Genomic DNA, 26,999 nt, shown 5'->3' on the forward strand with positions numbered 1-26,999 from the left:
AAAATCAAGCTAATTATGTCGATAGCATATCAATTGTCGTTCGTGCGCAGCACGCTGCCCGAGGATGTCACGCTGGTCGCGGTGTCGAAAACACACCCCGTGGAGGCGATACGCGAAGCCTATGACGCCGGACACCGCATCTTCGGCGAGAGCCGGCCGCAGGAGCTGCGTGAAAAATACGAAGTGCTGCCCAAGGACATCGAGTGGCACATGATCGGCCATTTACAGACCAACAAGGTTAAGTATATCGCCCCGTTCGTCACGCTGATTCATTCGGTCGACAGCGCACGGCTGGCCGAAACGATCCAGCGCGAAGCCGCCAAATGCGGCCGCACGATAGAAATCCTGCTCGAGGTACGTGTCGCCGAGGAGGAAACCAAATCGGGCTGGGAAATGGACGAGTTGATGCATTACCTCGGTTCGGCCCCTTTTGCGCTGATGCCGAATGTTTGCGTGCGGGGCCTGATGGGAATTGCCACCAATACCGATGACGGGGAGGCTGTGCGCCGTGATTTCCAGGTGCTGAAGCGCAATTTCGATACGTTGCAGCCTAATTTCGGCCCGCGGTTCAATATCCTGTCGATGGGTATGTCGCACGACTACCCCATTGCTGTCGAGTGCGGCTCGACAATGGTGCGCGTCGGATCGCTGATTTTCGGCGAGAGGGATTATACGAAGTGAACCGGGACGGAAGCTTGCGTTCCGGCTGCATGCGGTGATATGTCGCCGGCCGGGAAATTTTAGCGGGGAGCCGGCCGGAAATACGGCCGGAATGTGGACGATAATGGAAAAACAACCGGACAACTTAAAATGTGATGGAGATATGAAGGTAGGATTTATCGGATTCGGAAATATGGCACAGGCCCTTGCCGACGGGCTCGTGGCAACGGGGGCCTTGGAGCCCGCGCAGATCGGCGCCTGCGCCCGCGATTGGGCGAAATTGCAGCGCAATACGGAATCGCGGGGATTTCGGGCCTTCGACGATGCCGCAGGCGTGGCGGGATTTGCGGATATGGTCGTCGTAGCGGTGAAACCCTACCAGGTCGAGTCGGTGCTGGCGCCCGTAAAGGAGTTGCTGGCCGGCAAAATCGTGGTTTCCGTGGCTGCGGGACTGACGTTCGATAAATACGAAGAGATTCTTGCGCCGGGCACGCACCATTTGAGCACGGTGCCCAATACACCCGTTGCCGTCGGCGAGGGAATCGTCGTTTGCGAACGCCGCCATTCGCTCTCCGATGCCGAGTGGCAGGCGGTGCGGGAGTTGTTCTCGCACGTGGGGCTGGTCATGTCGGTGGATACTCCCCTGCTCGGCCTTGCGGGAACGATTTGCGGCTGCGGCCCGGCGTTCGTGGCGATGTTCATCGAGGCGATGGCCGACGTTGCCGTCAAACACGGCATTGCGCGTGCCGACGCTTATCGCATGGTCAGCCAAATGGTTGTAGGCACCGGCAAGTTGCAGCTTGCGACGGGACAGCATCCCGGTGTGATGAAAGATGCTGTCTGCTCGCCGGGCGGTACGACGATTGTGGGTGTCGCCGAACTGGAACGCCAGCGTTTCCGCGGCGCGGTGATCGACGCCGTCGATGCGATACAGAACAAAAAATAAGTTCGGATAATTTACGGCGAGGCCGGCCCCTGACAACAAGGGCCGGCCTCTTCCTTATTTGCCGTTGAGCAGCGGCCTTACCGAATCGCACAGAATCATGTTCGGGGCCAGTTGTATCTGCGTTTGGCTGCGTTTGCCCTCCTGTATACTTTCCAACAACAGTTTGACGGCCATCTTTCCGATATCCTCGAGGGGCTGGCTGATTCGTGTGATCGCCGGCACGAGAAAATCCAGGTAGGGATTGTTGTCGAACGAAACGAGCGAGATATCCTCGGGAATATGCAGCCCCGATTCGCGTATGGCTTTTACCGCCCCGAGCAGAATCGTATTGCTCAAGGCGAAAATGGCGGTCGGCGGGTCGGGACGGTTGAGCGCCAGTTTTGTTTCGATATAGCCGTTCTGGATTGAAAAGTCGTTTCCCGTCACGGCTGCCTGCCCTTCGATTCCCTCCTGTGCGAGCGCATCGAGGTATCCCCGCACGCGCTGCCTGTTCGGCATCGAGTACGGCACGCCCTGTATGCAGACGATGTTCCTGTGTCCGTTTTTCAGCAGCATGCGCGTGGCGTCCATACCGCCGCAGTAATTGTCTGTGCTGACGTACGGCAGCGATGTTTGCTCGAAATAGCGGTCGATGAGCACCACCGGAACCGAACGGTTTACCTGCTCGAGGTATTCGGGGGTCTGTCCGCATGGCACCACCACGATTCCGTCCACACGCCGCGAAAGCATTGTCCGGATACCCTCCCGTTCGTTCGCTTCATTCTCCATCGTATCGACGACCATCACCGTGTAGCCGCGGCTTTTGGCCTCCTGGATTACGACGCTCGAGATGTCGGCGAAATAAGGGTTCGCCACCGAGGGAATCAGCAGTCCCAGGGTGTTCGTATGCTTCATGCGCAATCCTTTCGCCAACAGGCTCGGGGTATAATCGCAGCGCCGGGCCTCTTCGAGAATCAGTTCGACGGTTTTACTGCTGATCCGGTATTTTTCGGCCTGGCCGTTGAGGACGCGCGATACGGTCGAGATGGCGAATCCGGTGCGTTTGGATATGGTTACAAGTGTTTCTTTCATGTAGGGGCGTTTCTTTTTGTTTCTCTTTGTCCGTTTTCCGGTGCATCCTGTTTGCTGCCAAAAAAACGTTTTGTGCTTCGGTAGTGTTTCGGGCATGCCGTTTGCTGTGTGCGGATTGCTGCCGAATGGGGCTGCAAACGGCTGGAAGCATGTCGGATGCGGTTTTCTGCCAATACAAATATATCGATTTATTTTAATGTAACAAATTATTGAGCATTATACCATAAAAAATAGTATAGAAAAGTTTGGATTTTTCTTTTATTATCTTTATACTTGCACAAACGATTGCGCAAACTTTGTTTTTATAATATTTTAAAAATATCCTTGAATACAGTAACATGGAAAAAATCGTGATTATAGGCAGCGCCAATACCGATCTGATTGTGCAGACCGGACGTATTCCCAAACCCGGTGAAACCGTGCTGGGCGGGGAATTCCGGATGGTTTCCGGCGGGAAGGGGGCGAATCAGGCTGTGGCTGTCGCACGCCTGGGAGGTGATGCGCATTTCGTCGCCAGGGTCGGGGGCGATCTTTTCGGCGATGAACTGATGGAGCGCTATGCCGCCGAAAAAATGGACACCTCTTATATATTGCGCGATTCGGAAACTACGACAGGCGTTGCGCTAATCAGCGTCGACGCCAAAGCAGAAAACTGCATCGTCGTAGCCCCCGGGGCAAACGGCCGCCTGTCGAAGGCGGATATAGACCGCGCCCTGCCCGTAATCGGGCAGGCGGGATACCTGCTCATACAGCTCGAAATACCGTTGGACGTGGTGGAATACGCAATCGAAACGGCTGCCGGACTCGGGGTGAAAGTGATTCTCAATCCGGCCCCTGCAGCCCTGATCGACGAATCCTGTTTCAAATATCTCTATGCGATTACGCCCAACGAAACCGAGTGTGCCCTGCTGACGGGCATTGAGGTGGAGTCCGAGGCCGATGCCATTGCAGCGGCTGATATATTGCTGGCGAAAGGCGTTAAAAACGTGGTGATTACGTGCGGATCGCGCGGCGCTGTCGTGCGCAGCGAAGGGTTCTTCGAGCGGATTCCGGCCTGCCGGGTCGAAGCCGTGGATACGACGGCTGCCGGCGATGTGTTCAACGGTGCGCTGGCTGTAGCGCTGGCCGAGGGAGCCCCGCTTCCCGATGCTGCGCGGTTCGCGACTTGCGCAGCGGCGGTTTCCGTGACGCGCGTGGGGGCGCAAAGCTCTGTTCCGACGCGCGGCGAGGTTGACGAACTGGTGTGCGCAAAGCTTTGTGCTAATTGACGGATACCCTGATTTTCCCGAATGAAACCTTTAAACTGATCGAATATGTTTGTAGTCAACAATTACGCGACGGCGGTGATATTCTGTTTTATCACGATGCTGTGCTGGGGCTCGTGGGGCAACACCCAGAAACTCGCGGGCAAGACCTGGCGTTATGAACTCTTCTATTGGGACTATGTCGTCGGCATGCTGCTTTTTTCTCTGATACTCTGCTTTACGCTGGGCAGCTGGGGCGACGCCGGGCGTCCTTTCGCCGAAGACCTCGCGCAGGCTTCGCCGCGGGGTATCGGCAGCGTACTGCTGGGCGGCGTGATTTTCAATGCCTCCAACATTCTGCTCTCGGCCTCCGTGTCGCTGGCCGGACTGGCTGTCGCATTCCCGCTGGGCGTGGGGCTGGCGCTGGTGCTGGGCGTCATCGTCAATTACATAGGGGCGCCCAAAGGCGATCCGGTCGTCCTGTTCCTGGGCGTTGCGCTCATCGTCGTGGCCATCGTCTGCAACGGCATCGCTTCGGGGCGCATTCAGAAAGAGCACGGTTCCTCGGCCCACAACCGCAAAGGCATCTGGCTGGCGGTGGTCGCTGGCGTGCTGATGTCGTTTTTCTACCGTTTCGTCGCCGCCGCGATGGATCTCGACAACTTCGAGTCCCCTACTCCCGGCATGCTGACACCCTACTCCGCTATCTTTATCTTTTCGGTCGGCGTGCTGTTGAGCAATTTCGTATTCAATACGCTGGTCATGAAGCGGCCTTTCGTAGGCACTCCCGTCGGATACGGCGAATATTTCAAAGGCTCGGTGCGGACGCACCTCGTCGGCATGCTCGGCGGTGCGGTCTGGTGCCTCGGCACGGCGTTCAGCTACATCGCCGCCGGCAAGGCGGGCGCCGCCATCTCCTATGCCCTGGGACAGGGGGCGCCGATGGTCGCCGCAATCTGGGGCGTCTTCGTCTGGAAGGAGTTCCGGGGCGCCAGCCGCTCGGTCAACCGGCTGCTGGCCCTCATGTTCGTGCTCTTCATCCTCGGCCTCGCCTGCATTATTCTCTCCGGAGGAAACTAATTAACCCAAACATATGAAGAAACTACTGATCCTGACGGCAATAGCCGTCTGCTGTGGAGGGTATGCCCGTGCACAGCAAATTCCCGCATCCGGGAAGCCGCGCGTGATTTTCGAAACGGACATGGGGAACGACGTCGATGATCCGATGGCTCTGGACATGCTTTACAAGGCTATGGAACGCGGCGAGATAGACCTCATCGGCATCGTCAGCAATAAAGACCACGTAGCCTCTCCCCGCTACATCGACATCCTGAATACATGGTACGGCCATCCCGGCATTCCTATCGGCAAGGTCAGCGGCGGCGTGACCGTGCAGGAGGCGAACAACTATGCACAGGCCGTGTGCGAGTCCGGCGCATTCCCCCGCACCCATAAGGACAAGGCTTACGAGGATGCGGTTCCGCTTTACCGCCGCCTGCTGGCCGAAAGTCCCGACAGTTCGGTGGTCGTCGTTTCCGTCGGTTTCTCGACGAACTTCGGGCGTCTGCTGGAGAGCAAGGCCGACCGTTATTCGCCGCTGGACGGCATCGAACTCGTGAAGCGCAAGGTGGCTTACTGTTCGGTGATGGCCGGCAGTTTCGGCCGCAAGGCCCGTGCGGAATTCAACGTCGTACACGATATTACCAATGCCAAGCGGCTTTTCGCCCTCTGCCCGGTGCCTGTCGTCCTGACACCTTTCGAGCTGGGCAAGGCAGTTATCTATCCCTGCTCGAGCATCGAGAATGATTACATGTGGGCCGAACTCCACCCGGTGGTCGAGGCTTACAAGGCGTACCGTAAAATGCCCTACGACCGTCCGACATGGGATATGCTATCGGTGCTTTATGCATTGCAGCCCGGGATGTTCACCGTTTCCGAACCCGGCATCATCTGTGTCGACGGCAAGGGATACACTTATTTTACGCCCACTCCGCGGGGACAGCATACCGTGCTTTCTGCAACGCCGGAGCAGGCGGCGCGCATCCGGGATTATTTCCTCGAAACGCTTCCCGCAAAACCCGCAAAATACAATTAACCGAGTGTCAACCCAAACTAACCCGATGATGAAACAAATTTACTTCAGCAAGGAGCGACCGTCCTGCAGGGGCCGTATGCGCATGCTGGTGCTGGCGCTGCTCGCCGCAGTGGCCTGCCTGCCCGTCTGGGCGCAGCAGCGGACGGTCGAGGGTGCCGTGACGGGCGAGGAGGCCGACGGTACGGCCGTGCCGCTGGTCGGCGTGGCGATTGTCGTAAAGGACGCCCCGGCCTACCATGCGGTAACCGATGTCAACGGCAAATTCAAAATCCGTATCCGTGGCAGCGAGGACGTATTGGTCTTCCAGTACCTGGGCTACCGGCCGCAGGAGATTGCCGTTGGCAGCAAAACCCGTGTCGATGTGGAGATGCTGCAGGACCAGATGGCGGTCGAAACCGTCGTCGTAACCGCCCTCGGTATCACCCGCAAGGAGAAAAGCCTCGGCTATGCCGTGTCGAAAGTGACGGACGAAGACCTGAACAATACGGTGACGGGCAACTGGTTGAGCGGCCTGGCCGGTAAGGTCGCGGGCCTGAACTTCGACCAGTCGTCGGCAGGCCCCGGCGGTTCGATTCGTGTCACGCTCCGCGGCGAGGGATCGCTCTCCTATGACAACAACACGGCGCTGTTCGTAGTCGACGGCGTGCCCATCGGCAGCGACATGACGTCGAACACCGACAACGGTTCCTACGGAAATACGGTCGCTACGATCGACTACGGCAACGGCGCCGCCGACATCAACCCGGACGACGTCGAATCGGTGTCGGTGCTCAAGGGCCCTGCCGCGACCGCCCTTTACGGTTCCCGTGCGGCCAACGGCGCCATTATCATCACCACGAAGTCGGGCCGCAAGACCCGCGGACTGAACGTTACCTACTCCATGGGTGTGACGTTCGAGAAAGCCGGGTTTTTCCCCGATTTCCAGAATCAGTACGGTTCGGGTGTCTATGAGTCTGCGCAGATTAACGGCGTGACTACCCCGCCCGAATACTCCTACTGGAACGTTCCGGCCGACAAGAGCGATACGGGCGAGAAGATTACCCGCTTCCATGCCCGTTCGTCGTTCGGCGAGAAGTACGATGCCGCGAAGATGCGTTACCTCTACGCTTCGCGCAACTGGGAAACCGACGAGTACAAACGCCTGCCGTGGGTGGCGCAGGACTGGTACAAGGGATTCTTCCAGACCGGTGTGACCTACACGAACAGTATCTCGCTCTCGGGCAGCACCGGCGACGGCAATTCGATTCGTTTCTCCGTAAAAGACATGCGCAACGAGTGGATTGTACCCAATACGGGCTACAACAGCCAGAACTTCAACCTCTCGGTGTCGCAGAAAATCAACCGCATCATGCGCCTGAACGGCAAGGTCACCTACTACCGCAAGAACAGCGACAACCTGCCCTCGGCGGGTTACAGCACCTCGTCGCCGCTTTACGCCCTGATTTGGAACCCCTCATCGAGCAGTGTCGACGATCTCTATACAGAGTGGAAGACGGGGCGTATCCGCGAGATGAATGCCGCCGGTACTACGGGTTCCGGCTACCTGATTAACCCGGGCAGCGACAACCCCTACATGATGGTCAACGAGCAGCTCAACACGCAGTCGCGCAACCGCGTTTACGGCAGCATGTCGCTCGACATCGATCTGTACAAGGAAAAGCTGAAGCTGACCCTGCGCTCGGGCATGGACCTGAACAACGACTTCCGCACCCAGCGCAAGCCGCAGTATTCGCTCGGGCATACGAACGGCTGGTACCGTGAGCAGACCGTCCATAACTTCGAGATGAACAACGATTTCCTGTTGAGCTATAAAGACCGTTTCGGGGATTTCGATATTTCGGCGTCGTTTGGCGGCAACAACATGTACCGCGAGGCGCGCAACGTGACCGAAACGGCCGAGAACCTCGCCGAGCCCAATGTTTTCCGGCTGGTGAACGTCGCGGGCGTACTGTCGGTGTCCAATTTCCGGTCGAAAAAGAGTGTCAACAGTTTTTACGGGTTCCTCAATTTGAGCTGGCGCGACATGCTTTTCCTCGATGTCACGGGGCGTAACGACTGGTCGTCCACCCTGGCGCCGGGCAACAACTCCTATTTCTACCCCTCGGTCAGCGTCAGCGTCCTGCTCGACGAAATTTTCAAGCTCCGCGACAAGGCGCCGTGGATTGACCTGCTGAAAGTCCGCGGGTCGTGGGCCAACGTCGGCAACGACACGCAGCCCTACCAGCTGCTGCCGGTCTACAATAACAGCGATTTCCAGGGAGGATTCCGCCTTTCCAACACCATTCAGAACTACAACATCAAACCCGAGAACATCGAGAGCTGGGAGGTGGGTGTCGAAGCGCGCTTCTTCCGCAACCGGATCGGACTCGACGTCGCCTATTACGACTCCGCCACGACGAACCAAATCATCTCCGTGCCCTCCGACTGGGCGACGGGAGCCCCGGCCCGCCTGATCAATGCCGGCAAGGTGACCAACAAAGGCGTCGAGGTCGGGCTCAACCTGCGGCCCGTACAGACCAGGGACTGGCGCTGGGATATCAGTTTCAACTGGTCGAAGAACTGGAACAGGCTGGTCGAACTGGCTCCCGGTGTGGAGGTCTGGCAGCTCAACTCGAAGCTGACGGTCGGCTCTACGGTCTTTACCTATGCCTATCCGGGCAGGGAGTTGGGACGCCTGTACGGTATCGGTTTCAAACGCGCCCCCGAGGGAGCGTTCTATGTGAACGAGGACGGGATGGCAATCGACTGCTCGGGGCAGAAAATCATCGACCCGAAGACGGGTAACCCCGAGCTGACCGAAGAACTGCTCGACCTGGGCAGCATCTACCCCAAATACAAGGCGGGCATGACGCACAAATTGAGCTGGCGCAACCTGTCGATGACGGCCACCTTCGCAGCGCAGGTCGGCGGCAACGCCTACTCGGTTACGAGTGCCGTGCTTTCGACGCTGGGCAAACTCAACAATACCGTACCGGGGCGTTACGACGGGCTGATTGCCGAAGGTGTCAACCTCAATGCCGACGGTTCCTATACGCAGAACCGTACCGTGACCACCAACGTGACGGAGTATTACAACCTCTACGAACAGGTGCGCACCAACATCGAGCAGCATACCTATTCGACCTCGTACCTCAAACTCAAGGAGATGCGTATCGATTACAACCTGCCTGCGAAGGTGTGCCGCAAGCTGAAGTTCATCCAGGGCGTCGGCATCGGTTTCTACGCCACGAACCTCTTCTGCCTCACCGACTGGCCGCAGTACGACCCCGAAGTCGCTTCGTGGTCGGGCGCCTCGCTGACCAAAGGCGTCGAAACGGGCGGTTATCCGATGACCCGCACCTATGGTTTCAACCTGAAATTAACTTTCTAACAATCCGCTGCCATGAAAATAACCAAATATATCGTATGCGGCCTGCTGGGCCTGCTTGCCGGCGGAGCCTGCACGACTAATTTCGACGAGTACAACGCCAATCCCAACCAGATGGACAAAGGAACCATCGGCCCCGAGGGATTGCTGGAGAACCTCGTGTTCAAGGGGGCGGAGTGTTTGCTCCACCGCACGTGGCTGCTGCACGGGGAGCTGGTGCAGTATACCGTGTCCACGTCGAGCCTGAACGCCTACCACCGTTATATCATTCCCAACGGAATTCCGGCCGACCACTGGGCGACCCAGTTCCAGTGGGCCGCTACCGCGCAGGAGATGTACGAGTTGGCGGTGAAGCGCGAGGATCCCAACTGCCAGGCCATCGCCCTGACGATGAAGGCACTCTACCTGTCCAACTGCACCGACGGTTGGGGCGACATTCCTTTCAGCGAAGCTTTCAAGGGGTACGAGGGCGTGTCGAAGCCCAAATTCGATACGCAGGAGGAGGTATACCGCGGGCTGTACGACCTGCTCGAGGAGGCCAACGGCCTCTACGACGCGACCAGGAAACTCTCGATGCCTGCCAAAGACCTGCTTTACAACGGCGACATAAGCAAGTGGAGGAAGTTCACCAATTCGCTCTACCTGCGGCTGCTGATGCGCTGTGTCAACCGCGACGCCGAGCTGGGCGTAGCCGAGCGTATCCGCCGCATTGCGGAGAATCCCGCGACCTACCCCGTTTTCGCATCCAACGCCGACAATGCGACACTGTTTTACACGGGCGAGCCGCCTTTCCGCAACTATTTCGGCACGATGACCGACACCAACTTTACTTCGACGGGCCGTGCCGCAGCCGACAACATCATCCAGATGATGGCCCGCAGCGGCGACCCCCGCCTGGCGATCTATTTCGTCCGCAGCGGCGACTCGTGGGAGGGGCTTCCCAGCGGCGAGCCGGTCGACGAAACGACCAACCTGTCGGGTGTGGCCAAGCTCAACAAACCGCTGTTGGGCGACTACTCCTCGCCGTTCTCGCTGATGAAATACGACGAAGTGCTGTTCATCCTCTCCGAGGCCGCACAGCGCGGTATCGTCGCGGGTGGAACGACGCAGGCCGAAGCCTGGTACAAGGCGGCGGTCAAGGCTTCGATTAGCTATTGGTCGGGTATCGACCCTTCGGGCAACGTGGTCGGCGACGATGTCGTGGAGGCATTCCTGAACGGTGTGGCATACGACGGTACGCTGGCGCGGATTATCGGCCAGAAGTACATCGCCCTGTTCTGGGTGGGTTTCGAGGCGTGGAACGATTACCGCCGCACCGGATTCCCGCAGCTCGCAATCGGCAACGCCACCAGCAACGGCCATACGCTGCCCACGCGTTTCGAATATCCGGTGAATACGGCGAAAACGAATCCGGAGCGCTATGCCGAGGCTGTGGCCCGCATGGTCGAAACCTACGGTGGCGGCGATACGATGACGACGCCCGTATGGTGGAGCAAACAGGCCTCCGGCAAATAACAACTTAAAGCAGAATTTCTATGAAACAGTTAAAATATATCGCGGTTTTGGTGTTGGCAGCCGTCGTCTTTTCAGCGTGTGACGACGATACCCGGGAGGAGCGCAGGCTGGAGCTCTCCCCGGCGCTGCCGGCGCTGGATTTCACGGCGGAGAAAGGTGTGCAGACGTTCATCCTCTATTCCGGGTTTCCGTCATGGCATATCTCGTTGAGTTACGAGGACGATTCGCAGTGGATCGACGTGTGGCCCACCGAGGGCGATTTCGACGGCCGGTTCTCAATCACCGTCGCCGCCAATCCCACGGGATATGTGCGTAGCAGCGTATTGTCCGTATATGCCGGCAAACAGATTGTCTACCAGCTGCCGATCAGGCAGACGGGCCGCGGGTTCTCGTTGGCGTTAAATGTTCCGGATAACCGGAAAACGGTCGCTGCCGCCGCACAGGAGCTGGAAATCGTGGTCACGGCGACCGGTACGTGGCACGCCGAAGTCACGAAAGGCGGCGACTGGCTCACGCCGGGCGAAAGCTCGCCGATACGCCAGCACCTCCTGATTTCCGAGAACGGCACCGGGGCACAGCGCGAGGGTATCGTGCATTTCGCAATTCCCGGGACGGATGCGGAGCTCGACCTCTACATTACACAAACTGCGAACTAAAACCATGCAAACCATGAAACAGCTGACAAAATACATCGTGTTGCTCCTCGCCGGCCTCGTATCGGGATCGGCGGGATGCAGCGACGCCAAGCCCGCTGCCGTCGGGAAACCCGGCAAGATGGTGACCGACGTTTATATCGCGCCGTCGATGCCCGTTTATGCGGGAGAGAAACTCCGCCTGCTCGGCGCGGGCTTCGCCGAGGGCGACGAACTGCTGCTACGGGGCACCGGTACGGAATTCTCTGCCCCCGTCGAAGCGATTACCGAAAGCTACGCCTGTTTTACCGTACCCGGGGGTATAACCCTGGACGGCTATTCGCTTGTCCTGCGCCGCGGCGCAGACGAGCAGTTGCTGGCCTACACCAAACTGCGCCCGGCACCCGACTGGACGCTCGTTCCCGACCGGGAAGGGGCGACGGTCAAGGGCGTCGTGTACTGCGGCCTGAAACCCCTTGCCGGAGTGCGTGTGTCGGACGGCGTCGTTACGGTGACCACCGACGAAGACGGTTACTACTGGCTGCCGTCGGAGAAGTACCACGGCTATGTCTTCATCACCCTGCCCTCGGGCTATGAACCGTATACCGAGGATACGACCGCCCCGGCTTTCTGGGCGTCGCTCACCGGGCCGCAGGCAGCCTGCGAGCAGCATAACTTCGAGCTGGTCGAGGCCGACAACGAGCGCCATACGATGCTCGTGGCGACCGACCTGCATCTGGCCAACCGTCCTTCGGCTACGGGCGATTTGACGCAGTTCGGCGACGGATTCCTGACCGAAACCAAGGCGTTCATCGCGGCGCAGCAGCGACAGCAACCCGTTTACACGCTGATGCTGGGCGACATGACCTGGGACGAGTTCTGGTATTCCAACCTGTACGGCCTTTCGAATTACAAGACGACCATGGCGGGTTATCCCTCGCTGCTGTTCCACGTCATGGGCAATCACGACAACGACCCTTACCGGGTGGGCGATTTCGCGGGCGAAGCGATGTACAAAAGCGTATTCGGGCCGACTTATTATTCGATGAACATCGGCCGAGTGCACTACATCGTGCTCGATAATACGGTCTACATCAACGATAACGGTGCGGAGGGCACCATCGGCAGCCGCAACTACAAGCGCTACGTCTCCGAAATGCAGCTCGAATGGCTGCGCGACGACCTCGCGGCAGTCGGGGACAAGTCCATGCCGGTCGTGGTCGGGTTCCATTGCCAGAGTATGAACAACTACAATGCGACGTTCGCCAACAAGCCGACGTTCAATCCGAGCAGCGGCACCGGTGACCTGATTGCCTGCTTCGACGGTTTCAGCCGCGTGATTTTCTTGAGCGGCCACACCCACTACAATGCACACATCCCCTATTCCCCGACGCTCGAAGAGCACAACGTCGCTGCCGTGTGCGAAACGTGGTGGTGGGCCGGGAAGCTCTCGGGCGTGAATGTCTGCAAGGACGGGGCGCCGGCCGGTTATGCCGTTTACGAGGCGGACGGAACCGATTTGAAGTGGTACTACAAGGGTGTCGGGCATGACCGCGACAAACAGTTTCTCTCTTACGACATGAATAGCGTCAAGGCTTTCTACAAACCCGAAGTCGTGGAGTTGCTCTCGCAATGGCCCAGCCGCGCCAAGGACGGCCAGGGGGACGACTATTTCGATGTGGAGCCCAATACGGTCTTCATCAATGTGTGGAACTACGACCCCGAATGGACGATTTCGGTGACGGAGAACGGACGTCCGCTCGAAGTTACGCGCGTATGGCACCGCGACCCGCTCCATACCATCTGTTTCGACTATCCGCGCCTGAAAGCCGGGCTGGCCGTGGTCGCCGACTGGGAGTCGCTCCGCCATTCGCATATGTTCAGCGTCCGGGCCTCGGAGCCCGGTACGACACTCCGAATCGAAGTTACCGACCGTTTCGGCCGAACTTCTTCCGAGGTGATGCGCCGTCCGAAAGACTTCACGACGGACATGAAGTAAAACCGATAAATGCTTGATGATTATGAAGAAAATTATATTCGGAATTGCTGCTGTGCTCTTCGCGGTACTCGGTGCGGGCTGTTCGGACGATTCGACCGAGGCGGTCTGCTTTCCCGGGGACGTCACGTTCAACGTGCTCAAGAACGGCCGTGACGCAAACGGTGCAGTCCTGCAATTCGAAGTGAATTCGAATGTTTTCTGGCAGTTTTTGCCCGATGCCGGGGCCGACTGGGTTTCGGCCTCCCCGGCCGCTGCCGACGGCAAAGCCGTCGTTACATTCACGGTAGCCCCCAACCACAGCGCCATGCAGCGTACGGCCGAACTGACGCTGCGCCGCCTGAACGGTGCTTCCTCTACCCTGCGTATCGTACAGGAAGCCGGCGACCGGATGCTCTGTTTCGCGAGCGAAACGTTCGGCGCTCCGGCTGCGGAAACCGCCGTCGGCGAGTACGCCGGCTGGCAGACTTCCGGTATCGGCGTTTCGGAAACGCTCTTTTCCGGCGAAGGATGCCATGTCGGAACTGAAATCCCTTCGGCAGGCTATGACGGAGCGACAGGCTCCGGAAACGTCGCGTTCACGACGGCCGGGAGTTCGTTCGTCATGGGCCCCGTCGACATTGCCGATGCCCTCGATTTCCGTTTTTCATTCGGGGCCTTCACTTCGGCGGATGCGTTCGATTCCGATGCCCTGAAGTGTTATGCCAGCAAGAACGGTACCCATTGGGCCCCGGTGACATATGAACGGGGCTCCGCGACAGGCTGGGCGTCCGCCGAAACGCGGTTTTACGTTTCGGACGACATCAAAAGGATATGGTTCAAATTCGAAACCTCCGAAGCCGGGAAATTCCGGCTCGACGACCTGCTGTTAATCGAGGGGGAGCCGGGCGAGGCGAAACTGCTCGAACTCGGCGGCGAACTGGCTGTACCGTCGAACATTACCGGGTCGGCGACCGAAACCACCCTTACGTTCAACTGGGACCCCGTGCGCAATGCCGCCGGTTACGAATACGAATGTTTCCTGAAAGACCGGATCGTTTCGACGGGTACGACGGGGCTCAATTCGGTGACTGTTTCCGGCTTGGAGGTCGGCGTGGCTTACCGTTTCCGGGTGCGTGCATTGCCTGCCGCGGAGTCGATTTATATCGAGTCGCCCTATTGCGAGCCGTTCGACATGCAGACCATCGGTTACCTGCCCATGCCGCAGGTATGGCTGTTCCGCGCCACGCACGGCATGCTCGTGTTCGAATGGACGCGCAGCACGCAGGGCCTCGGGCGTCGTTATAACCTCGAACTGCTCGATGCCGCAGGCAACGTGCTGCGCAAATACGAGCGCGTAAATTATGCCAGCAATGCGACTTACGACCGTTCGTATATCTACAACCGTCAGGTGTTCGGAAACCTGTCGCCCGACACGGAGTATACGCTGCGTGTGCAGTATGTGTCCGACGACGCGAACTACCATGATTCGGAGTGGAACAGCTGTAAAGTCCGTACGCTGGCGACTCCTATCCTGCCGTCCAATTGTCTGCTGTACAAGGATTTCGAAACGGCATGGTTCGGCGGAAGCGCCATCGACGTGGCCTGGGGCGTGCATCCCAAGGACAACCAGATGAATCTCGACTACGGCAACGAAGAGGCGTTCAACCTGGTGATTGTATATCCGATTCGTTGTATGGAGGACAGTTTCAATGCCGGGAAGCTGCCCGACCAGTATCGTCGCAAGTACTGGAGCGGCTGGGATTGGAGCGACATTTCGAAACCTGTGGCCGAGAAAGCCAATTCGGGCCTGTTCATGATTTGCGGCGCCCTGAAGTTCGGCAGCGGCTCGGCTTACGGGCGGATGACCACTTCGCCGCTCGGGGAGTACGGATTGAGCCTCAAGTCGGACGTGACGGTGTCGTTCAAGGCTGCACCCTATTACGAGCCGAACCTCACCACCGGAAGCCTCGAGAATGCATATATCGCCTGTGGTGCGACGTTCGAGATTTCTATCTGGTCGGGAAGCGGCACGTTCGAGAACGGGGCTACCAAGCTCACGCTTACCAACCTGCGTCCCGATGAAACCGGTGCCGACGCCAGGACCTGCTATTCGTGGACCGAGCATTCGGTGAAAGTTTACGGCGCCGACGCCACGACGCGGATATCCATTTCGACCATCGCCCAGAAAGGTTATTACCGCATGTGGCTCGACGATCTGATGATCGTCCGCGGCGAAGGCGCCGCGCCCGGCGATACGACGGGCGGCGACAGCGGGGATTACGGCGACGGCGGCGACGGTTTCTCCCGTCCGGGTTCGGGCGATTCGGGCGGCGACACGCCGGGATACGGTGACGGTGGCGACGGCTTCGGCGGTGCGGGCACGGGCGGAGATACGCCCGGGTACGGCGACGGAGGCGACGGATACGGAAACAAATAATTTAAAACTATAAGACCAATGACCATGAAAAAGATTTATTGCCTGCTCATGCTGGCAGCGGCAGCGGCCGGATGTGCCAAAGAAGAGGTTTCGGGTACCGACGGACGGGAGCCCGTGCAGATTACGGGACAACTCGACCAGACGCGTACCCGTACGGAGCTCGGCTCCGACGGTTTGAAGGTGCTGTGGAGCGCCAACGACAAAATCGGGGTTTTCTCCGCCTCGGACAACAACACGCTCTTTACGCTCAAGAGCGGTGCCGGGAGCAACAGCGGAACGTTCGAGGGACTGCTGACTGCGGGTGCGACGCCCACGTATGCTTACTACCCCTATTCCGGAACTGCCGGGGACAATGTCGCGGCTATCGCCATGACGGTCGGCACGGAGCAGGTGCAGACGGGCGCAGCCGCCGAAATCGGCGACAACGATTTCAAGGTGGGCGTTTACAAGACCGGGAAGTTCGAATTCAAAAACAAGCTGGCGCTGCTCTGCTTCAAGGTCAATGACCTCGACGGCAGCGAACTGGCCGGGCTTCCGTTGTCGAAGATTACGTTCGGTGCCGCAGGGCGCGATATTGCCGGTTCGTATACGGCCGATTTGACCGATGCCGCCGCGGCGCTGACTCCCGTCGCACCGGCTGCCGCGGTGATACTGAACCTCGACGCTTCGCCTGTCCTGACCGGCGAAGTGACCGCCTGGTGCATGGTGAATCCCGCTGTGAAAAGCGGCGATGACCTCGTCATCACGCTTTACGCCGGGACGAAGAAAGCCGAGCTGAAAGTCAGGGCTTCCAAAGACTATGAAGCGGGCATGCGCTACATGATGCCCGTCGGGGTCAACGCCCTCGTTGCGGACGGCAGTATGACGATTTCGACGAGCAAGGAAACGCTGCCTACGCCCGTAGTCACGGCATTCCGCAAATCGCATGGTCTTATTATCGCCGAATTCGACTTTGCGGCGGATTACCCCTACGGCCGCAAATACAACATCGAACTGCTCGATGCCTCGAACAAAGTCGTTCGCAGCCACAGCGGCGTGAACTTCAAGTACGGCGGCAGCGGCGGTACGAATTACACCTACCTTTACAACCGTTATGCGTTCGGCGACCTCGATGCGTCGACCGAATACACCGTCCGCGCACAACTCGTGTCGCAGAACGCCACGGCATACGACGATTCGCAATGGGGCGAATTGAAAGTCACCACAGATGCCGCACCGCAGCAGGCGGCGAACGTGCTCCTGTACAAGGATTTCGACGATGTACGCTGGGGCGGCAGTCCTGTCGACATGGCATGGGGCCCCGCGTTGGCGACGGCGACGCAGACCGGAGCGGACTTTTCGGACGAGGATGCCCTCGTGTTTACGCTCGGCCATCCCGTGCGTTGCATGGAGGATGCTTTCGGTGCCAAGATGAACGCGTCGTTCCTCACCTATCATTGGGACGGCTGGGACAAGTCGGGGTGCAGTGGTATATTCCCCGTGTGCGGAGCGCTGAAATTCGGCAGCGGCGGTGCCAAAGGCGTGCTGGTTACGCCGACGCTGGGCAGCCTCGGGTTGACGGATGCGACGGCAACGGTGACGCTTTCGTTCAAGGCACACGCCTACTACGAGCCGAACAAGGCGACGGGCAGCTACGAAACCGACCCGAGTGTCGTTTGCGGTGCCGATTTCAAAGTGCTGGTTCATGCGGGCGCAGGTACGTTCGCCAACGGTGAAGGTGCGATGGTGTTGACCAACAAGACCCCTGCCGAGGTGGGCGCCGATGCGAAGAAGGTGCTGGAATGGACGGAGCACAGCGTAACGGTTACGGGGGCTACGCCCGAAACGCGCCTCGCTGTCTCGACCGAGAATACGACTTCGTTCCGCATGTGGCTCGACGACCTGAAAATCGTCAGGGAGTAGCGTCGGACAAATAAAACGAGGGCCGGAGTTTCAAAACTCCGGCCCTCGTTTTCGTTCAGGCGGCTTCCGGTTCGTTGCCGGGGCCTTACCGTACCCGCAGCGAGCGGCCGATACGCAGCGTCGTGGTCGACTTGATGCCGTTCAGGCGGCAGATGTTCGTCACCGTCGTGCCGTACTTGCGGGCGATGGCGCCCAGCGTGTCGCCCGACTTGATGCGGTGGTACTGCATGGCCGCCTTTTCGGCCGCCTCTTTCTTGTCCTGCTCTTCGTTTGCGATTTCGTCGTCGAAGTCCTGCCCGGCGTTCGAATAGATGCTGAAGAACGATTTTTTCAGCAGGAAGGTTTCGCGGCACAGCATACCGGATTTGAAGTCAATCAGCCGCTCGGGGTCGAACGACTGCCCGTAATAGCGGGTCTCGAAGTGCAGGTGCGGCCCCGTGCTGCGGCCCGAGGAGCCGCCCAATCCGATGATCTGTCCGGCCTCGACCCACTGGCCGGGTTCCACCATGCGCTCCGAAAGGTGTCCGTAGTAGGTTTCCAGGCCGTTGTCGTGGCGGATGATGACCAGGTTGCCGTAGCCGCCCTTGTTATACTGCGAAATGCGCACCCGACCGCAGAACGTGGCGTAAACAGGGTCGCCCATTTTGAGCGGCAGGTCTACGCCCTGGTGCTGGCGGCGACGGCGCGGGCCGTACTTGCCGCGCGGATGCACCGAACCCTGATAGGGACAGTGGTAGCTTGTCGTCGAGTCGATCAGGTCGATGACCACCGACTTGGGCATGCCCGACATGTCGGCGTCCTTGTAGGGGAAAAGCGTCGTCGTATCCCAGTATTTTTCGAAAATCGTGCTGTCCTTGGCCACTTCGCGGTTGCGGATATATTTCCAGGTGTTGTTGCTGTACAGCACTACCTGCACGGCGTCGTTGCCCGAGTCGAGCGTGTCGATGACCGTCAGGCCGTTGGTGTCGAAAATCGACTCGATTTGCTTGGGCTGCAGGCGCAGGCGCAGGGCGGCGATGGAATCGACGGCTGCGGATTCTTCGGGCGACAGGGCGGCGATATGGAGCGAGTCGGCCTGCGGTGCGTCGGGTTGCGGCGCTCCGGCCGAGGCAGTCAGTGCCGCAACGGCGGCCATACATGTGAGGCTGTATTTTTTCATGTGTATCCTATTGTTGTCGAATAAATTCCTCGGCGGTTTCGAGCGCCTTGTAAAACTCTTCGCCGAAACGGCGGACAATCGGTTCGCGGAGCGCCTTGTAAACCGGGAGGCCCAGTTTGCGGCCGCATTCGCGCGCCGGGGCGCAGACCGACCAGCGGTGGTAGTTGAGCCCCACCGTGCCGTTCGAAAACTGCACCACCCGAATCGGATAGAGGTGGCATGAAATCGGTTTGCGGAATGCGGTCTTACCCTCCAGCCATGCCTTCTCGACGGCACAGAGCGTGACGCCGTTCTCCCGGTAGGCGTAGGCGCACTCCGCATCGTCGACCAGCGGCGTGGTGAGGTCGCCGTCGTCGTCCACGACCATAAACCCCTGCCGCTCGACGGATTCGATGCCCTCGGGCGTCATGTAGGGCTTATAGGCCGCGTATTCGCGTTCGAGGATCTCCACCTCTTCGGCTTCGAGCGGCGCACCCGCATTGCCTTCGACACAGCAGATGCCTTTGCATCGGGCGATGTCGCAGGCGAAACACTCGCGCAGCAGGTCGGCGCTTACGATTTTGTCGTCTATCTCGATCATCTGCGGCAGGTGTCGGCGATTATCAGGTCGAACATCTCCCCCAGCGTCATACCCATGGCTTTGGCCTGTTTGGGGACGATGCTGCCCGCGCTCATGCCGGGGATGGAGTTGATTTCTATCATGTAGGGTTTGCCTTCGGGCGTGACGATGAAATCGACGCGTACGACGCCCGAGCAGCGGCACGCCTTATAGGCGGCGCGGGTCATGCGGTGCAGCTCCTCTGCGATTTCGGGGGAGATATCAGCCGGGGTTATTTCATCCGAGTATCCCTCGGTGTATTTGGCCTGGTAATCGAAGAAATCTTTTTTGGAAACGATTTCCGTGATCGGGAACAGGTACTCCCGGCCGCCGGCGACCATCATGCCGCAGCCCATTTCGCGGCCGGCGATACACTCTTCGATCAGCACCTCGTTGCTTTCGGCGAATGCCGCTTCGACGGCGGGCAGCACCTCGTCGCGCGTATGAACTTTCGTTACGCCGAACGAGCTGCCGCTGGCGTTGGGCTTGATGAAGAGCGGCAGGCCGAATTCGGCCACGACCTTGTCCGGGTCGACGGTTTCGCCCTTGCAGAGGAACAGTTCGCGGGCGAGGTTGATGCCCCGCCCCGCCACGGTGCGCTTGGTGGTGATTTTGTCGAAGGTGATGACCGACGAAGTCATCGAGCACGACGAGTACGGGATACCCATCATGTCGAGGTAGCCCTGCAGTTTGCCGTCCTCGCCCGGGGTGCCGTGGATAATAATCAGTGCGTAATCGAAGGCCTTGCGCATGCCGTCCACCGTCAGCGAGAAGTCGTTCTTGTCGAGCTGCCACTGCCGCCCGTCGGGGGCCGTGTAGTGCCAGTCGCGGTGGTGGAGGTCGATGACCGTGATGTCGTATTTGGTGTGGTCGAGCGCTGCTTCGATTTGCGCTGCGCTCTGGAGCGCAATCTCCCGTTCGGGCGAATCGCCGCCCGCCATCAGGGCAATCTTCAAACGTGTCATTGTCAGGGGTTGTATATGTCTTTGTATCTGAATTCGAGTATTTCCTGCACCATGCGGGCATACTGGCGCGCTTCGGCGTGGCTGTCGTCGAGTTGCAGTACGCGGTTGAAATCGTTGAGCGCCGCGCCCCACTCGTTAAGCCGGTAGTGAAGCTTGCCCCGCTCGATATAGAGGGCCGTGTTCTGCGGGTCTTCGGCAATCTGCGCCGTGAGCGCCGCCTTGCGTGCCGCGGGACTCCACAGTCCTTTGCGGCGGATGTAGTCGGCAACGCCCGGGTCGAGCATCCGCGAGGTGTCCTCACCCTGTCCGATGCGCCCGCGAATCTCCGTCGAGGAGATGTCCAGCAGCGGCGCATCTTCCAGTACGGTGATGCGGCCGGGGAATTTGTCCGTCCTTTCGCCGCGGCGCGGGTAGACGTATATCGGGTATTCGAGTATCTTTTCGTACTCTTTCCAGCCGTCGAGCCGCTCGAGCTGGTCGGCGCCCATCAGGATGGAGAACTGCATCTCCGCGCCGTGGTTCTCGGTCAGGTAGCGCAGCGTGTCGATTGTGTAGGAGGGTTTGGGCAGCAGGAATTCGACGACCGAGGGTTTGATACGGTCGGGATAGCGCGATGCCGCACAGGCTGTTTCGGCCATTTCGAAGCGATCTGTTTCGGGTGCCAGCTCCGCCGCCTGCTTGTAGGGGCTCCGGGGCGAAACGACAAGCACCAGCTCGTCGCACAGTCCGCGTTCCACGGCGTACTCCGCCAGGGCCATGTGTCCCTTGTGCACGGGGTTGAACGACCCGAAATAGAGCATGACGCGCTTCATCGCTGGCTGGCTATGAATTCGTTGATGATGCAGGTGGTTTTGCAAATCGCATCGTCGAGCGAGTCGTTGACGACGATGTGGTCGAACTCGGGGGCTTTCGTCAGCTCGAATTCGGCTTTCGCCACGCGGCGGTCGATTACCTCGGGAGCGTCCGTGCCGCGGCATACGAGTCGCCGGCGCAGCTCTTCGATCGAGGGGGGCATGACGAATATCGAGCAGGCGTCGTCGCCGAAGATGCGTTTGAGGTTGGTGCCGCCCACGACGTCCACGTCGAAGACGATGATGTTGCCTTTGGCCCAGATGCGCTCGACCTCCGAGCGCAGCGTGCCGTAGCAGGTGCCCTGGTAGACCTCCTCCCACTCCACGAAGCGGTTCTCGGCGACGGCCTGCATGAACTCCTCGTGTGTCATGAAGTGGTAGTCGCAGCCGTGGCGCTCGCAGCCGCGGGGTGAACGGCTGGTCGCCGACACCGAAAACTCGAACTGCGGAAAACGTTTCAGCAATTCGCGTACGATTGTGGTTTTGCCCGAACCGCTCGGGGCGGAGAATATGATTACCTTGCCCATTATAGTATGTTCAGTACCTGTTCCTTGATTTTTTCCAGTTCGTCTTTCATCTTGACGACGAGTATCTGGATGTTCGATTCGTTGGCTTTCGATCCCATCGTGTTGATTTCGCGCCCCATCTCCTGGGCGATGAAGCCCAGTTTGCGGCCCACGCCCTCCTCTTCGGCCGCCACTTCGCGGAAGTATTTGCAGTGGTTGGCCAGGCGGACTTTCTCTTCGGTGATGTCGAGTTTTTCGAGGTAGAAAATCATCTCCTGCTCCAGCCTGTTGCGGTCGACGTCGACCTGCAGTTTCCCGAGGTTTTCCAGGATACGGGCCTTAATCGTTTCCGTGCGGGCCTGTTCGAACGGCACCACCTCCTCTTTGTACGTTTCGATTTTCTCCACGCGCGAGAGCAGGTCGGCAATCAGGATCGCCCCCTCCTGCACGCGGAAGGCGTCGAGCTGTGCCGCAGCGCTTTCGGTGGCGGCAATCAGCGCCGCGTGTTCCTCGTCGGAGATACTCTCCGTTTCGGTCGATACGACCTCGGGCAGGCGCATCACGACGGGCACGATGGCGTCGTAGTCGGCGTCGATGCCTGCGAATGCGAGCGTGTCGGTCATCTGGTGCAGGTATTCGCGGAACACCTCTTTATTTATGCGGGCCGGGGTCTCCACGGCCTGCGACTCCACCGTGACGAACACGTCGACCTTGCCGCGCTGGATGGTGCGGGCGATGATGTTGCGGATTTCGTATTCCGACTGGCGGTATACGGCAGGCAGGCGCAGCCCCAAATCGAGTTGTTTGGAGTTGAGCGAGCGGATTTCGACCGTGATTTTCTTATTTTGCAGGGAGGCTTCGCCTTTGCCGAAGCCCGTCATCGATTTTACCATTGCGGCGGTTGTTAAGTTTCGGCAAAAGTAATAAAAACAATTCAAAATGCCGAGCGTTCGGGACACCGAGTGAAATTTCTTTGAACAAGTTTTGCACAAGTGTTGCATTCTCAAGAATATTTTATCTATATTTGTGTTAGTAAACTAACAGCTTGTAGTCCCAAACACTAAATTCACAATCTGAATATTATGAAAAAGCACAATTTTAACGCGGGACCCTCGATCCTTGCAGACGAAGTTCTCGAAAATGCAGCCAAAGCTATCATCGACTTCAACGGATCGGGCCTTTCGCTGCTTTCGATTTCGCACCGTACGAAAGATTTCGACGACGTGATGGCCGAGGCCGACGCGCTTTTCCGCGAGATGCTCCACATTCCCGACAACTACAAGATTTTCTATATCGGCGGCGGCGCCAGCACGTTCTTCTACGAAGTGCCCGCCAACTTCCTGGGTAAAAAAGCCGGTTATGTGAATACCGGCGTGTGGTCGAAGAAAGCCATCAAGGAGGCCAAGCGTTACGGCGAGGTCGAACTGCTCGCTTCGTCCGAGGACAAGAATTTCACCTATATTCCCAAGGGATTCGCGATTCCCGCCGATTTGGATTACGTACATATCACCTCGAACAATACGATTTACGGTACCGAGTACCACGAGGACATCACCTCGCCCGTGCCCGTAATCGCCGACATGTCGTCGGACATCCTTTCGCATCCGATCGACGTGACGAAATATGCCATGATTTACGGCGGTGCGCAGAAGAACCTCGCCCCTGCGGGCGTGGCGTTCGCCATCATCCGCGAGGACATGCTCGACAAAATCGTCCGTGATCTGCCGACGATGGTTTCGTTCCGCACCCATGTGGAGAACGGCTCGATGTTCAACACGCCGCCCGTATTCCCGATTTATGTACTCAAGGAGACGCTCAAGTGGCTCAAGTCGATTGGCGGGGTGCCCGAAATCTATCGCCGCAACCAGGAGAAAGCCGCCTTGCTGTACGACGAGATCGATCGCAACCCGCTGTTCCGCGGCACGGTGGCCAAGGAAGACCGTTCGCTGATGAACATCTGCTTCGTGATGGCCGACGGCTACGAGGAGCTGGCTCCCGAGTTCATGGAATTCACCAAGAGCCGCGGTATCGTGGGCATCAAGGGCCACCGGCTGGTGGGCGGTTTCCGTGCATCGTGCTACAACGCCCTGCCCAGGGAGAGCGTCGAGGTGCTCGTAGGCTGCATGCAGGAGTTTGCCGCCAAACACGCAAAATAACGTAGGGCCATGGCGCATTTCTTTACATTTACTCCGAAGAAAAAAGCTGCCGCGGACATCGATTTTATTCATCTAATAGAAAGTACAGGTATGAAAATATTGGTTGCAACCGAGAAACCTTTTGCCAAAAAGGCTGTCGACGGCATTCGGAAAATCGTCGAAGATGCCGGTTATGAACTGGCCCTGCTCGAAAAGTATACCGACAAGTCGGAACTGCTGGCTGCCGTGGCCGACGTCGACGCGCTGATTATCCGCAGCGACAAGGTGACGGCCGAAGTCATCGAAGCGGCGAAGAACCTCAAAATCGTTGTCCGCGCAGGTGCCGGATACGACAATGTCGACCTTGCGGCCGCTACGGCGAGGGGCATCGTGGTGATGAACACCCCGGGACAGAATTCCAACGCCGTGGCCGAACTGGCGCTGGCCATGATGATTTTCATGTCGCGGAACCGTTTTACGCCCGGCACGGGTTCGGAGATACAGGGCAAGACCCTCGGCATCCATGCTTACGGCAACGTGGGCAAACTGGTCGGCCGCAAAGGCAAGGCGATGGGGATGAACGTCATTGCTTACGACCCGTTCATCACGGACGCTACGGTTTTCGAGGCCGACGGCGTGAAGCAGGTGAATTCGGTCGAAGATTTGTATAAGCATGCAGACTTCCTCTCGCTGCACATTCCGGCGACGGAGCAGACCAAAGGCTCGATCGGCTACGACCTGCTGATGTCCATGCCCAAGGGCGCTACGCTCGTCAACACCGCCCGCAAGGAGGTGATCGACGAACAGGGCGTGGTGAAGGCGCTGGCCGAACGCGAAGACCTGAAGTACATTACCGACATCGCTGCCGGGAACCAGGCCGAACTGGACGAGAAATTCGGCAAGCGGGTATTCGCCACGGCGAAGAAGATGGGGGCGGAAACCGCCGAGGCAAATATCAATGCGGGCCTCGCCGCCGCCAGCCAAATCGTCGATTTCTTCAAGAACGGCAACACCCGGTTCCAGGTGAACAAATAGTGTATAACGGCGCATGAAAGGCGGGAGCGAATTGGCTGCGCCCGCCTTTTTTGCCTTAATATGAATTCTAAACAGTATGGTACGAATCAAACCTTTCCGCGGGATACGCCCCCCGAAACAGTATGCGTCCGAAGTGGCGTCGCGTCCTTACGACGTGCTCAATTCCGCCGAGGCCAAGGCCGAGGCAACCGAGCGCTCGCTGCTGCACATCATCAAACCTGAGATCGATTTCGACCCCATTGCCGACGAGCATTCGCAGGAGGTTTATGACAAAGCGGTCGAGAACTTCCGCGCATGGCGCGAAAAGGGCTGGCTCGAGCAGGATCCCGAAGAGTACTACTATATCTATGCGCAGACGATGGACGGCCGCACGCAGTACGGCCTGACGATGTGCTGCAATTACGAGGATTACCTCTCGGGGGCTATCAAGAAGCACGAGCTGACGCGTCCCGACAAGGAGGAGGACCGCATGATTCATGTTCGCAACCAGCAAGCCAACATCGAGCCGGTGTTTTTCGCCTATCCCGACAACGCCGAAATCGACGCCATTGTGGCCGACGTGGTGAAGAACAATGCCCCGGAGTACGATTTCACGGCGGCCGACGGCTTCGGCCATAAACTGTGGGTTATCCGCGATAAAAAGACCAACGACCGTATTACGGAGATTTTCGCGGACATTCCCGCGCTGTATGTGGCCGACGGACACCATCGCACGGCTGCGGCCGCGCGCGTGGGTCAGGAGTGTCAGCGCAAGAATCCCAGTCATACGGGCAACGAGGAGTACAGTTACTTCCTTGCCGTTACATTCCCTGCGGGGCAGCTTCGTATTATCGATTATAACCGCGTTGTCCGCGACCTGAACGGTTTGACGCCCGCAGAGCTGCTCGGCAGGCTGGCGGAAAACTTTACCGTCGAGGACAAGGGTGCGGACGAGTACCGCCCCACGGGACTGCATAATTTCTCAATGTACCTCGACGGCCGCTGGTACAGCCTGACGGCCAAACCGGGCACGTACGACGACAACGACCCGATTGGCGTGCTGGACGTTACGGTGCTGTCGAACCTCGTGCTGGATAAAATTCTGGACATCAAAGACCTGCGCACCTCGAAACGAATCGACTTCGTGGGCGGCATCCGCGGCCTGGGCGAGTTGAAGCGCCGTGTCGACAGCGGCGAGATGAAGGCGGCTTTCGCCCTTTACCCCGTTTCGATGCAGCAGCTCATCAACATCGCCGATACGGGCAACATCATGCCTCCGAAGACGACGTGGTTCGAGCCGAAACTCCGCTCGGGCGTGGTGATTCACTCGTTCGAGGAGTAGCTGTCCGTAAAAACCGTTATGGGGCCGTCCTGAAAAAGGACGGCCCTTTGCTTTGCAGGACGGCGGAAAATCGTTAACTTGCATGACAATCCCTTAAAACCGATTTGCAATGAAATGGTTTGTCAAGTGCTTTCGCCACTATGCGGATTTTCGGGGACGTGCACCGTTGCCCGAGTTTTGGTATTTTGTGCTGTTCCTCTTGCCCGTGCTTTTTCTCGGGTTCGCCGTTGTCCTGGGTGTTCTCAACTGCTGTAACGCCGGCGATGCTGTCAGGCGTTATGCTGTTTTCCTTGTCGGCCTGCCGTTCCTGCTGCCCTACCTGGCCGTTATGGTACGCCGCCTGCACGACAGCGGGCGCAGCGGATGGCGGGCGGGTGTATATTTGCTAATCGGCATCGCAGGCCGTGTTGTCGGTTGTTTCTCCCTCAAACCCGGTGCGGCAGCCTGGCTCGCGGATGCCGATCTGGCAATTGCCATTTTGCAGGGCGTGTATCTTGTTTTCATGATTTATTGGCTGTGCTTGCCCGGGGAGCCCGGCCAAAACAGCTATGGCCCCGTTCCCGAGGCGTGATAAATGCCGGA

Annotated in this window: 22 protein-coding genes; 15 read left to right on the top strand and 7 right to left on the bottom strand. The window is 58.6% G+C overall.

Features of this window, described 5'->3' with window-relative positions:
• Positions 1-15: 15 nt before the first annotated feature.
• Together QZT71_RS00660 and proC are read left to right on the top strand one after the other, a co-directional pair.
• Positions 16-681: a YggS family pyridoxal phosphate-dependent enzyme gene (locus QZT71_RS00660; RefSeq protein WP_295911171.1), complete on the top strand. Its 666-nt coding sequence runs from the start codon at positions 16-18 to the stop codon at positions 679-681.
• A gap of 142 nt (positions 682-823) precedes the next feature.
• Positions 824-1,606 carry a pyrroline-5-carboxylate reductase gene (gene proC / locus QZT71_RS00665; RefSeq protein WP_295911173.1) on the top strand — a complete coding sequence of 261 codons (783 nt, stop codon included), beginning with the start codon at positions 824-826 and terminating at the stop codon, positions 1,604-1,606.
• Between the two features lie 54 nt (positions 1,607-1,660).
• Here the strand turns inward: proC and QZT71_RS00670 are convergent, their stop codons facing one another.
• A complete protein-coding gene (locus QZT71_RS00670) occupies positions 1,661-2,677 on the bottom strand; it encodes a LacI family DNA-binding transcriptional regulator (protein ID WP_295911174.1) in 1,017 nt (338 codons plus the stop codon).
• A 338-nt stretch (positions 2,678-3,015) separates the two neighbouring features.
• Between QZT71_RS00670 and rbsK the strand changes: the two genes are divergently transcribed.
• From rbsK to QZT71_RS00715, 9 genes are read left to right on the top strand one after another with little or no spacing between them, the layout of a single operon-like run.
• On the top strand, positions 3,016-3,945 hold the full coding sequence (rbsK, locus tag QZT71_RS00675) for a ribokinase (RefSeq protein ID WP_295911176.1): 930 nt from the start codon (positions 3,016-3,018) through the stop codon (positions 3,943-3,945).
• A gap of 45 nt (positions 3,946-3,990) precedes the next feature.
• The gene (locus tag QZT71_RS00680; protein ID WP_295911178.1) at positions 3,991-5,001 is read left to right on the top strand and encodes a GRP family sugar transporter; all 1,011 of its coding nucleotides are present in this window, start codon (positions 3,991-3,993) and stop codon (positions 4,999-5,001) included.
• A gap of 13 nt (positions 5,002-5,014) precedes the next feature.
• Positions 5,015-6,016, top strand: a complete 1,002-nt coding sequence (locus tag QZT71_RS00685) for a nucleoside hydrolase (RefSeq protein ID WP_295911180.1) — start codon at positions 5,015-5,017, stop codon at positions 6,014-6,016.
• A gap of 28 nt (positions 6,017-6,044) precedes the next feature.
• A complete protein-coding gene (locus tag QZT71_RS00690) occupies positions 6,045-9,386 on the top strand; it encodes a SusC/RagA family TonB-linked outer membrane protein (protein ID WP_295911182.1) in 3,342 nt (1,113 codons plus the stop codon).
• A 12-nt stretch (positions 9,387-9,398) separates the two neighbouring features.
• Entirely contained in the window at positions 9,399-10,898 is a 1,500-nt protein-coding gene (locus QZT71_RS00695; protein WP_295911183.1) for a SusD/RagB family nutrient-binding outer membrane lipoprotein, read from the top strand.
• A gap of 20 nt (positions 10,899-10,918) precedes the next feature.
• Entirely contained in the window at positions 10,919-11,554 is a 636-nt protein-coding gene (locus QZT71_RS00700; protein WP_295911184.1) for a BACON domain-containing carbohydrate-binding protein, read from the top strand.
• A 13-nt stretch (positions 11,555-11,567) separates the two neighbouring features.
• Complete coding sequence (locus QZT71_RS00705; RefSeq protein ID WP_295911185.1) at positions 11,568-13,529, top strand: calcineurin-like phosphoesterase family protein; 1,962 nt, start codon at positions 11,568-11,570, stop codon at positions 13,527-13,529.
• A 22-nt stretch (positions 13,530-13,551) separates the two neighbouring features.
• The gene (locus QZT71_RS00710; RefSeq protein ID WP_295911186.1) at positions 13,552-15,945 is read left to right on the top strand and encodes a BACON domain-containing carbohydrate-binding protein; all 2,394 of its coding nucleotides are present in this window, start codon (positions 13,552-13,554) and stop codon (positions 15,943-15,945) included.
• 24 nt (positions 15,946-15,969) lie between these two features.
• Positions 15,970-17,847: a fimbrillin family protein gene (locus QZT71_RS00715; RefSeq protein ID WP_295911188.1), complete on the top strand. Its 1,878-nt coding sequence runs from the start codon at positions 15,970-15,972 to the stop codon at positions 17,845-17,847.
• An 85-nt stretch (positions 17,848-17,932) separates the two neighbouring features.
• On the opposite strand, the gene QZT71_RS00720 is transcribed toward QZT71_RS00715, so the two are convergent.
• Genes QZT71_RS00720 through QZT71_RS00745 form a run of 6 tightly spaced genes read right to left on the bottom strand, consistent with a single transcriptional unit; the run spans position 17,933 to position 22,807 of the window.
• A complete protein-coding gene (locus tag QZT71_RS00720) occupies positions 17,933-19,006 on the bottom strand; it encodes a M23 family metallopeptidase (protein ID WP_295911190.1) in 1,074 nt (357 codons plus the stop codon).
• A gap of 7 nt (positions 19,007-19,013) precedes the next feature.
• Positions 19,014-19,586, bottom strand: coding sequence for a DUF3109 family protein (locus QZT71_RS00725; protein WP_295911192.1), 573 nt, complete (start codon positions 19,584-19,586; stop codon positions 19,014-19,016).
• Positions 19,583-20,569, bottom strand: a complete 987-nt coding sequence (locus QZT71_RS00730) for a D-alanine--D-alanine ligase (protein WP_295911193.1) — start codon at positions 20,567-20,569, stop codon at positions 19,583-19,585. Before QZT71_RS00730 ends, QZT71_RS00725 begins: the two co-directional genes overlap by 4 nt.
• Positions 20,570-20,571: 2 nt before the next feature.
• Entirely contained in the window at positions 20,572-21,381 is an 810-nt protein-coding gene (nadD, locus tag QZT71_RS00735; RefSeq protein WP_295911194.1) for a nicotinate (nicotinamide) nucleotide adenylyltransferase, read from the bottom strand.
• On the bottom strand, positions 21,378-21,947 hold the full coding sequence (gene gmk, locus QZT71_RS00740; RefSeq protein ID WP_295911195.1) for a guanylate kinase: 570 nt from the start codon (positions 21,945-21,947) through the stop codon (positions 21,378-21,380). The genes nadD and gmk overlap by 4 nt, the downstream gene beginning before the upstream one ends.
• Complete coding sequence (locus QZT71_RS00745) at positions 21,947-22,807, bottom strand: YicC/YloC family endoribonuclease (RefSeq protein WP_295911216.1); 861 nt, start codon at positions 22,805-22,807, stop codon at positions 21,947-21,949. Before QZT71_RS00745 ends, gmk begins: the two co-directional genes overlap by 1 nt.
• A 201-nt stretch (positions 22,808-23,008) precedes the next feature.
• On the opposite strand from QZT71_RS00745, the gene serC reads away from it, so the two are divergent.
• From serC to QZT71_RS00765, 4 genes are all read left to right on the top strand, one after another.
• On the top strand, positions 23,009-24,082 hold the full coding sequence (gene serC / locus QZT71_RS00750; protein WP_295911196.1) for a 3-phosphoserine/phosphohydroxythreonine transaminase: 1,074 nt from the start codon (positions 23,009-23,011) through the stop codon (positions 24,080-24,082).
• Positions 24,083-24,172: 90 nt separating this feature from the next.
• Positions 24,173-25,096, top strand: a complete 924-nt coding sequence (locus tag QZT71_RS00755; RefSeq protein ID WP_295911197.1) for a 3-phosphoglycerate dehydrogenase — start codon at positions 24,173-24,175, stop codon at positions 25,094-25,096.
• A 76-nt stretch (positions 25,097-25,172) separates the two neighbouring features.
• A complete protein-coding gene (locus tag QZT71_RS00760; protein WP_295911198.1) occupies positions 25,173-26,417 on the top strand; it encodes a DUF1015 domain-containing protein in 1,245 nt (414 codons plus the stop codon).
• A 109-nt stretch (positions 26,418-26,526) separates the two neighbouring features.
• Positions 26,527-26,988 (top strand): DUF805 domain-containing protein, encoded by a 462-nt coding sequence (locus QZT71_RS00765; protein ID WP_295911199.1) that lies wholly within the window; start codon positions 26,527-26,529, stop codon positions 26,986-26,988.
• The last annotated feature ends 11 nt before the right edge of the window (positions 26,989-26,999 follow it).

Origin of the sequence: uncultured Alistipes sp., from assembly GCF_902388705.1 — a bacterium.
Classification (GTDB): Bacteria; Bacteroidota; Bacteroidia; order Bacteroidales; family Rikenellaceae; genus Alistipes.

Coding starts and splice junctions, on each gene's coding strand:
- QZT71_RS00660 (WP_295911171.1), top strand. CDS start 16: ATGTCGATAGCATATCAATTGTCGTTCGTGCGCAGCACGCTGCCCGAG.
- proC (WP_295911173.1), top strand. CDS start 824: ATGAAGGTAGGATTTATCGGATTCGGAAATATGGCACAGGCCCTTGCC.
- QZT71_RS00670 (WP_295911174.1), bottom strand. CDS start 2,677: ATGAAAGAAACACTTGTAACCATATCCAAACGCACCGGATTCGCCATC.
- rbsK (WP_295911176.1), top strand. CDS start 3,016: ATGGAAAAAATCGTGATTATAGGCAGCGCCAATACCGATCTGATTGTG.
- QZT71_RS00680 (WP_295911178.1), top strand. CDS start 3,991: ATGTTTGTAGTCAACAATTACGCGACGGCGGTGATATTCTGTTTTATC.
- QZT71_RS00685 (WP_295911180.1), top strand. CDS start 5,015: ATGAAGAAACTACTGATCCTGACGGCAATAGCCGTCTGCTGTGGAGGG.
- QZT71_RS00690 (WP_295911182.1), top strand. CDS start 6,045: ATGAAACAAATTTACTTCAGCAAGGAGCGACCGTCCTGCAGGGGCCGT.
- QZT71_RS00695 (WP_295911183.1), top strand. CDS start 9,399: ATGAAAATAACCAAATATATCGTATGCGGCCTGCTGGGCCTGCTTGCC.
- QZT71_RS00700 (WP_295911184.1), top strand. CDS start 10,919: ATGAAACAGTTAAAATATATCGCGGTTTTGGTGTTGGCAGCCGTCGTC.
- QZT71_RS00705 (WP_295911185.1), top strand. CDS start 11,568: ATGAAACAGCTGACAAAATACATCGTGTTGCTCCTCGCCGGCCTCGTA.
- QZT71_RS00710 (WP_295911186.1), top strand. CDS start 13,552: ATGAAGAAAATTATATTCGGAATTGCTGCTGTGCTCTTCGCGGTACTC.
- QZT71_RS00715 (WP_295911188.1), top strand. CDS start 15,970: ATGAAAAAGATTTATTGCCTGCTCATGCTGGCAGCGGCAGCGGCCGGA.
- QZT71_RS00720 (WP_295911190.1), bottom strand. CDS start 19,006: ATGAAAAAATACAGCCTCACATGTATGGCCGCCGTTGCGGCACTGACT.
- QZT71_RS00725 (WP_295911192.1), bottom strand. CDS start 19,586: ATGATCGAGATAGACGACAAAATCGTAAGCGCCGACCTGCTGCGCGAG.
- QZT71_RS00730 (WP_295911193.1), bottom strand. CDS start 20,569: ATGACACGTTTGAAGATTGCCCTGATGGCGGGCGGCGATTCGCCCGAA.
- nadD (WP_295911194.1), bottom strand. CDS start 21,381: ATGAAGCGCGTCATGCTCTATTTCGGGTCGTTCAACCCCGTGCACAAG.
- gmk (WP_295911195.1), bottom strand. CDS start 21,947: ATGGGCAAGGTAATCATATTCTCCGCCCCGAGCGGTTCGGGCAAAACC.
- QZT71_RS00745 (WP_295911216.1), bottom strand. CDS start 22,807: ATGACGGGCTTCGGCAAAGGCGAAGCCTCCCTGCAAAATAAGAAAATC.
- serC (WP_295911196.1), top strand. CDS start 23,009: ATGAAAAAGCACAATTTTAACGCGGGACCCTCGATCCTTGCAGACGAA.
- QZT71_RS00755 (WP_295911197.1), top strand. CDS start 24,173: ATGAAAATATTGGTTGCAACCGAGAAACCTTTTGCCAAAAAGGCTGTC.
- QZT71_RS00760 (WP_295911198.1), top strand. CDS start 25,173: ATGGTACGAATCAAACCTTTCCGCGGGATACGCCCCCCGAAACAGTAT.
- QZT71_RS00765 (WP_295911199.1), top strand. CDS start 26,527: ATGAAATGGTTTGTCAAGTGCTTTCGCCACTATGCGGATTTTCGGGGA.